Source organism: Streptomyces sp. NPDC059564, assembly GCF_042735575.1.
GTDB lineage: Bacteria > Actinomycetota > Actinomycetes > Streptomycetales > Streptomycetaceae > Streptomyces.
This window is the reverse complement of sequence record NZ_JBHWBP010000365.1, coordinates 1-7615: the sequence shown is the minus strand read 5'-3', so window position 1 is coordinate 7615 and position 7615 is coordinate 1. Positions and strand designations below refer to the sequence as shown.

General features: G+C 69.8%; 6 protein-coding genes. 2 read left to right on the top strand and 4 right to left on the bottom strand.

Annotation, left to right across the window (positions count from 1 at the left end):
- Window positions 1-16 precede the first annotated feature (16 nt).
- The 4 genes from opcA to tkt are packed head-to-tail and all read right to left on the bottom strand — an operon-like array spanning window position 17 to window position 5818.
- A complete protein-coding gene (gene opcA / locus ACFV0Q_RS35250) occupies window positions 17-1048 on the bottom strand; it encodes a glucose-6-phosphate dehydrogenase assembly protein OpcA (protein ID WP_385011151.1) in 1032 nt (343 codons plus the stop codon).
- A complete protein-coding gene (gene zwf / locus ACFV0Q_RS35245; protein WP_385011154.1) occupies window positions 1045-2574 on the bottom strand; it encodes a glucose-6-phosphate dehydrogenase in 1530 nt (509 codons plus the stop codon). The genes opcA and zwf overlap by 4 nt, the downstream gene beginning before the upstream one ends.
- A 2-nt stretch (window positions 2575-2576) precedes the next feature.
- Window positions 2577-3695, bottom strand: a complete 1119-nt coding sequence (tal, locus tag ACFV0Q_RS35240) for a transaldolase (protein WP_385011149.1) — start codon at window positions 3693-3695, stop codon at window positions 2577-2579.
- A 35-nt stretch (window positions 3696-3730) separates the two neighbouring features.
- Window positions 3731-5818, bottom strand: coding sequence for a transketolase (gene tkt / locus ACFV0Q_RS35235; RefSeq protein WP_385011147.1), 2088 nt, complete (start codon window positions 5816-5818; stop codon window positions 3731-3733).
- Between the two features lie 312 nt (window positions 5819-6130).
- Here tkt and ACFV0Q_RS35230 point away from each other — a divergent pair, with 312 nt between their 5' ends.
- Together ACFV0Q_RS35230 and ACFV0Q_RS35225 are read left to right on the top strand one after the other, a co-directional pair.
- A complete protein-coding gene (locus tag ACFV0Q_RS35230) occupies window positions 6131-7078 on the top strand; it encodes a heme o synthase (protein ID WP_385011152.1) in 948 nt (315 codons plus the stop codon).
- Window positions 7079-7132: 54 nt separating this feature from the next.
- Window positions 7133-7492, top strand: a complete 360-nt coding sequence (locus tag ACFV0Q_RS35225; RefSeq protein ID WP_385011145.1) for a hypothetical protein — start codon at window positions 7133-7135, stop codon at window positions 7490-7492.
- Window positions 7493-7615: the final 123 nt, after the last annotated feature.

The following is a 7615-nucleotide window of genomic DNA, read 5'->3' as shown; positions in this document are numbered from 1 at the left end:
GCGCGGCGGGCTTCCGTTACTTGGCCGGGGCCTTCTTCGTCGCCGGTTTGGCGGCGGGCTTGGCCGTCGGCTTCGCGGCTTCGGCTTCGGGCTCGGCCGGGGCCTTGGCCGGGGCCGGCGCCGAGGCTTCCAGGCGCGAGACGCCGAACTTCAGGGACGCCTCGTACGTGTTGTCCGGGTCCAGGCGGCGCAGTTCCTCCGCCAGGAGCTCGGCCGTGTCCCGGCGCTTGAGCGCCACCGCACGGTCGGGCTGCCCCGGCATGCACAGCGTGGCGAGGGCCCCGTCCGCCCGGTCCAGGACGATCGCGCCGTCCTTGGTCTCCAGGCGTACGGCGGTCAGGCCCGGACCCCCGGAGAGGGTGCGGTGGACCGGGACCCCGAGACGGTCCGCCAGCCACATGGCCAGCAGCTCGCAGCTCGGGTTCTCGTCCTCGCCCTCGACGGTCGCCGAGACGACCGACAGGGTCTGCTGGTCCAGCGCGGCGGCCAGCATGGAGCGCCACGGGGTGATCCGGGTCCAGGACAGGTCCGTGTCACCCGGGGCGTACGACTCCGCCCGCACACCGAGCGCCGCGATCGGCTTCTCGGAGGCGTAGGTGTCCGTGATCCGTCGCTGCCCCAGCGCGCCCAGCGGGTCGCCCGCCAGGTCCGCGGGAGCGCCGTCCGGCCACCAGACGACCACGGGGGCGTCGGGCAGGAGGAGCGGGAGCACCGCCGACTGGGCGTGGTTGACCAGTTCGCCGTGCAGGCGGAGGATGACCGTCTCCCCGGTGCCGGAGTCCGCCCCGACACGGATCTCCGCGTCGAGCCGGGCATCGCGGCGGCTGCGCGGGGAGCGGCTGACCCGCTTGACCACGACGACGATCCGCGAGGGGTGTTCGTGGGACGCGTCGTTCGCCGACTTGAGCGCGTCGTACGCGTTCTCTTCATCGGTCACGATCACCAGCGTGAGGACCATGCCGATGGCCGGCGTGCCGATGTCCCGGCGCGCCTGCACCAACGCGGCGTTGATCTTGCTGGAGGTGGTCTCCGTGAGGTCGATCTTCATGGCCGGCGCCAGCTCCGTCCGTCTCGTGCGAGCATCTCGTCCGCCTCGACCGGCCCCCAGGTGCCCGCCGGGTACTGCGCGGGCTTGCCGTGCTTGTCCCAGTACTCCTCGATCGGGTCGAGGATGTTCCAGGACAGCTCGACCTCCTGGTGGCGCGGGAAGAGGTTCGCGTCGCCGAGGAGGACGTCGAGGATGAGCCGCTCGTAGGCCTCGGGGCTGGACTCGGTGAAGGACTCGCCGTAGGCGAAGTCCATCGTGACGTCCCGGACCTCCATGGAGGTGCCGGGCACCTTGGAGCCGAAGCGGACGGTCACGCCCTCGTCCGGCTGGACCCGGATGACCAGGGCGTTCTGCCCCAGCTCCTCGGTCGCGCCCGACTCGAACGGCAGGTAGGGGGCCCGCTTGAAGACCACCGCGATCTCGGTCACCCGGCGGCCCAGGCGCTTGCCCGTCCGCAGGTAGAACGGGACGCCCGCCCAGCGGCGGTTGTTGATCTCCAGGCGGATGGCCGCGTAGGTGTCGGTCTTCGACTTGGGGTCGATGCCGTCCTCTTCGAGGTACCCGACGACCTTCTCGCCACCCTGCCAGGCGGCCGAGTACTGGCCGCGCACGGTGTGCTTGCCCAGGTCCTCGGGCAGCTCCACGGCGGTCAGCACCTTGAGCTTCTCGGCCACCAGCGCCTTGGGGTGGAAGGAGCCGGGCTCCTCCATCGCCGTCAGCGCCAGCAGCTGGAGCAGGTGGTTCTGGATGACGTCACGGGCCGCGCCGATGCCGTCGTAGTACCCGGCACGGCCGCCGATGCCGATGTCCTCCGCCATGGTGATCTGCACGTGGTCGACGTACGACCGGTTCCAGATCGGCTCGAACATGGTGTTGGCGAAGCGGAGCGCCAGGATGTTCTGGACGGTCTCCTTGCCGAGGTAGTGGTCGATCCGGAAGACCTCGTCACGGGGGAAGACCTCGTGGACGACCTTGTTGAGCTCTTCCGCGCTCTTGAGGTCGTGGCCGAAGGGCTTCTCGATGACGGCGCGCCGCCAGGAGCCTTCCTTCTGCGCCAGACCGTGGTCCTTGAGCTGCTGGACCACCTTGGGGAAGAACTTCGGGGGCACCGAGAGGTAGAAGGCGAAGTTGCCGCCCGTCCCCTGCGCCTTGTCGAGTTCCTCGATGGTGGCCTTCAGGGTCTCGAAGGCCGCGTCGTCGTCGAAATCGCCCTGGACGAACCGGCAGCCCTGCACCAGCTGCTGCCAGACCTCTTCGCGGAAGGGGGTGCGCGAGTGCTGCTTGACCGCGTCGTGCACCTCCTGGGCGAAGTCCTCGTCCTGCCATTCGCGGCGGGCGAAGCCGATCAGGGAGAAGCCCGGCGGCAGCAGGCCGCGGTTCGCCAGGTCGTAGATGGCGGGCATGAGCTTCTTGCGCGACAGGTCACCCGTAACGCCGAAAATGACCAGGCCGGACGGCCCCGCGATGCGCGGGAGCCGCCGGTCCTGTGCGTCACGAAGCGGGTTCGCTCCGTTCACCGACAAAATACTCAGTCCTCCGCGGGGGCGAGGCGCTTGAGCTCCGCCTCGGTCGACTTCAGCAGGTCGTTCCACGACGCCTCGAACTTCTCGACGCCTTCGTCTTCGAGCAGCTGCACCACATCGTCGTACGAGATGCCCAGCTTCGCGACCGCGTCGAGCTCGGCGCGAGCCTGCCCGTACGTGCCGCGAATGGTGTCGCCGGAGACCTCGCCGTGGTCGGCGGTGGCCTCCAGGGTGGCCTCGGGCATGGTGTTCACGGTGCCGGGGGCGACCAGGTCCACCACGTACAGGGTGTCCTTGTACGCCGGGTCCTTGACGCCGGTCGAGGCCCACAGCGGACGCTGCTTGTTGGCCTGCGCCTTGTCCAGGGCGGCCCAGCGCTCGCTGCCGAAGACCTCTTCGTAGGCCTCGTAGGCCAGACGGGCGTTGGCGAGGGCCGCCTTGCCCTTCAGGGCCTTCGCCTCGTCGGTTCCGATGCCGTCGAGGCGCTTGTCGATCTCGCTGTCCACGCGGGACACGAAGAAGGAGGCGACCGAGTGGATCTTGGAGAGGTCCAGGCCGGCGGCCTTCGCCTTCTCCAGGCCCGCCAGGTACGCGTCCATGACCTCGCGGTAGCGCTCCAGCGAGAAGATCAGCGTCACGTTGACGCTGATGCCCTTGCCGATGACCTCGGTGATCGCCGGCAGGCCGGCCTTGGTCGCCGGGATCTTGATCAGGGTGTTCGGGCGGTCCACCAGCCAGGCCAGCTGCTTGGCCTCGGCGATGGTCGCCGTGGTCTCGTGCGCCAGGCGCGGGTCGACCTCGATCGACACGCGGCCGTCCTGGCCCTCGGTCGAGTCGTAGACCGGGCGCAGGATGTCGGCGGCGTCACGGACGTCCGCCGTCGTGATCATGCGGATCGCCTCGTCGACGGTGACCTTGCGGGCGGCGAGGTCGGTGAGCTGCTGCTCGTAACCGTCGCCGCTGCTGATCGCCTTCTGGAAGATCGACGGGTTGGTGGTGACACCGACCACGTGCTGCTGGTCGATGAGCTCGGCGAGGTTGCCCGACGTGATGCGCTTGCGGGACAGGTCGTCCAGCCAGATCGCCACGCCCTCGTCGGAGAGGCGCTTGAGTGCGTCTGTCATGGGAATTGCATCTCCTACTGGTTCTGGTACCGGTCTCAGCGCGCGGCGGCGGTGATGGAGGCCTTGGCGGCTGTGGTCACGGCTTCGGCGGTGAGGCCGAACTCGCGGAACAGGACGGCGCCGTCGGCGGAGGCACCGAAGTGCTCCAGCGAGACGATCCTGCCCGCGTCCCCGACGTAACGGTGCCAGGTCAGGCCGATGCCGGCCTCGACCGCGACTCGCGCCTTGACGGAGGGGGGAAGGACGCTGTCCTTGTACTCCTGGTCCTGCTCCTCGAACCACTCGACGGACGGCATCGAGACCACGCGGGCCGGAACGCCCTCGGCCTGCAGCGCCTCGCGCGCGGCGACGGCGAGCTGGACCTCGGAACCGGTGCCGATCAGGACGACCTCGGCGGGACCGCCCTCGGCCTCGAACAGCACGTACCCGCCCTTGGCGGCGTCCTCGTTGCGCTCGTACGTCGGCACGCCCTGGCGGGTCAGCGCCAGACCGTGCGGGGCGCCCTTGCCGAACACCTTGGTGTGGCGGCGCAGGATCTCGCGCCAGGCGATGGCGGTCTCGTTCGCGTCGGCCGGACGGACGACGTTCAGACCGGGGATGGCGCGCAGCGCGGCGACGTGCTCGACCGGCTGGTGGGTCGGGCCGTCCTCGCCCAGACCGATGGAGTCGTGCGTCCACACGAACGTCACCGGCAGGTGCATCAGCGCGGACAGGCGGACGGCGTTGCGCATGTAGTCGGAGAACACCAGGAAGGTGCCGCCGTAGATGCGGGTGTGGCCGTGCAGCGCGATGCCGTTCATGGCCGCGGCCATGGCGTGCTCGCGGATGCCGAAGTGGATGGTGCGGCCGTACGGGTCGGCCTCCGGCAGCGGGTTGCCCACCGGCAGGAACGAGGAGTTCTTGTCGATGGTCGTGTTGTTGGAGCCGGCCAGGTCGGCCGAGCCGCCCCACAGCTCCGGGATGACCGCGCCGAGCGCTTCGAGGACCTTGCCGGAGGCGGCGCGGGTGGCGATGCCCTTGCCGGTCTCGAAGGAGGGGAGCTTGTCCTCCCAGCCCGCGGGCAGCTCGTTGGAGTTGATGCGGTCGAAGGAGGCCGCGCGCTCGGTGTTGGCGGTGCGCCAGGCGGAGAACTCCTTCTCCCAGGCGGCCTTGGCCTCGCGGCCGCGGTCGCCGAGGCCGCGGGTGTGGGCGAGGACCTCGTCGGCGACCTCGAAGCTCTGCTCCGGGTCGAAGCCGAGCACGCGCTTGGTCGCGGCGACCTCGTCGTTGCCGAGGGCCGAGCCGTGGGAGGCCTCGGTGCCCTGGGCGTGCGGGGCCGGCCAGGCGATGATCGAGCGGGCCGCGATGAACGAGGGGCGCTCCGTCTCGGCCTTGGCGGCCTGGAAGGCGGCGAACAGCGCCTTCGGGTCGAGGTCGCCGTTGGCCTGCGGGGCCACGCGCTGGACGTGCCAGCCGTACGCCTCGTAGCGCTTGAGGGTGTCCTCGGAGACGGCCGTCTCGGTGTCGCCCTCGATGGAGATGTGGTTGTCGTCCCACAGCAGCACGAGGTTGCCGAGCTTCTGGTGGCCGGCCAGCGCGGACGCCTCGTGCGAGATGCCCTCCTGGAGGCAGCCGTCGCCCGCGATCGCGTAGATCATGTGGTCGAACGGGGAGGTGCCGGCGGCGGCCTCCGGGTCGAACAGACCGCGCTCGTAGCGGGAGGCCATGGCCATGCCCACGGCGTTGGCCACACCCTGGCCCAGCGGGCCGGTGGTGGTCTCGACGCCGGTCGTGTGACCGTACTCCGGGTGGCCGGGGGTCTTGGAGCCCCAGGTGCGGAACGCCTTGAGGTCGTCCAGCTCCAGGCCGAAGCCACCCAGGTAGAGCTGGGTGTAGAGGGTCAGGGACGAGTGCCCCGCGGAGAGCACGAAGCGGTCACGGCCGACCCACTCGGGGTCCGCCGGGTCGTGCCGCATGACCTTCTGGAACAGGGTGTACGCGGCGGGGGCCAGGCTCATCGCCGTACCGGGGTGGCCGTTCCCGACCTTCTGGACCGCGTCGGCGGCCAGGATGCGGGCGGTGTCGACGGCCCGCTGGTCCAGTTCGGTCCACTCGAGCTCTGTGGTGGTCGGCTTGGTGCTCACCGTTGGTCAGGGCTCCTCTCCACATGTTGTATTCCCGGTGACGAACGACGCACCGGCGCGATTCCGAGCCTACCCCCGCGAGGGCGTGCGGCTATTCGAGTGCAGGCAGTGCGTCGCCAGGTCGGCGCCTCGTGTTCATCCGGCGTCCGCGCCCGGGATCGGGCCGTCCGGTCCGATCGGCCCAACACGAGACGACCCCCGCGCGGGGCGACGTAAGTGCAACGTCTAGAGTGGCGTGGTACGCGCAAGCCTTTACCGGGCCTTCATGTCCTGAAGTGTCCGAGTCGGAGCTTGCTGGATTCTCTCTCAGGGGTGTGCGTGACGGCCGTCGAATCCCGTCCAGCGGGGGTGCTCGGGACGAGCCCCGGTCACCGGCCGTTCGGGGCCCGGGTCATGGCTTTCGTGGCATTGACCAAGCCGCGGATCATCGAACTTCTGCTGATCACCACAGTGCCGGTGATGTTCCTCGCCGAGCAGGCGGTGCCCTCGATCTGGCTGGTGCTCGCCACCTGCTTCGGCGGTTACCTCTCCGCGGGCGGCGCCAACGCGCTGAACATGTACATCGACCGCGACATCGACGCGCTGATGGACCGTACGGCCCAGCGGCCGCTGGTGACCGGCATGGTGAGCCCGCGCGAATGCCTGGTCTTCGGCATCTCCCTCGGGGTGCTCTCCACCCTGTTCTTCGGGCTGCTGATCAACTGGCTGTCGGCCGCGCTCTCGCTCGGCGCGCTCCTCTTCTACGTCGTGGTCTACACGATGCTCCTGAAGCGGCGCACCGCGCAGAACATCGTCTGGGGCGGGATCGCCGGCTGCATGCCGGTCCTGATCGGCTGGTCGGCCGTGAAGAACGAGGTCTCCTGGGCCGCCGTCATCCTCTTCCTCGTCATCTTCTTCTGGACGCCGCCGCACTACTGGCCGCTGTCCATGAAGGTCAAGGACGACTACGCGCGGGTCGGCGTGCCGATGCTGCCGGTCGTGGCGGGCAACAAGGCCGTCGCGAAGCAGATCGTCCTCTACAGCTGGGTGATGGTGGCCGTCTCGCTGCTGCTCACCCCGCTGGGGTACACCGGCTGGTTCTACACGGCGGTCGCGCTGGTGGCCGGCGGCTGGTGGCTGTGGGAGGCGCACGGGCTGAACGCCCGGGCCAAGGCCGGGGTGACGGGCGCGAAGCTCAAGGAGATGCGGCTGTTCCACTGGTCGATCACCTATGTGTCGCTGCTGTTCGTGGCGGTCGCCGTGGATCCCTTCCTCCGTTGATACTTCCTCCCTTCATGCTTCCTCCCTTCATTACCGGCCGGTAGCATGCCTTCCATGGCAGAGACCACGGAGAGCACCCAGGCCGCGGACACCGCGGACAAGAAGCAGAACCGCACGGCGGCGAAGCTGGCCCGCCAGATCGGCGCGTTCGCCAAGAAGCACGGCGGCGCCGAGGGCCAGCTCGCCCACATCGGCCAGGCCGGTACCCGCATCGTGCTCGTCGGCACCGACGGCGGCTGGGGCGACCTGGTGGCCCCCACCTACGGCGTGGCCGAGCTCGCCGCCGAGAAGGCCGGGCTGACCCTCCACGAGGAGTTCGACGGAGAGTTCGCCGCCCGCGTGAAGACCGGCCCGTACGAGTGGACGCGGATGGCCGGCATCCAGCTCGGCGGCCCCGCCAACCCGGCCGCCTGAGGCCCCCCTCCCGGCCGGCGGCTCGCGGCGGGGCGCACCGGATCCCGGGCACTCGGTCAACAGCGCGAGCAATACTTCATACCCCGCTCACCCGTTAGGACGTGTGGAAGCCCCTTCCTCACG

Coding starts and splice junctions, on each gene's coding strand:
- ACFV0Q_RS35225 (WP_385011145.1), top strand. CDS start 7,133: ATGGCAGAGACCACGGAGAGCACCCAGGCCGCGGACACCGCGGACAAG.
- opcA (WP_385011151.1), bottom strand. CDS start 1,048: ATGAAGATCGACCTCACGGAGACCACCTCCAGCAAGATCAACGCCGCG.
- tal (WP_385011149.1), bottom strand. CDS start 3,695: ATGACAGACGCACTCAAGCGCCTCTCCGACGAGGGCGTGGCGATCTGG.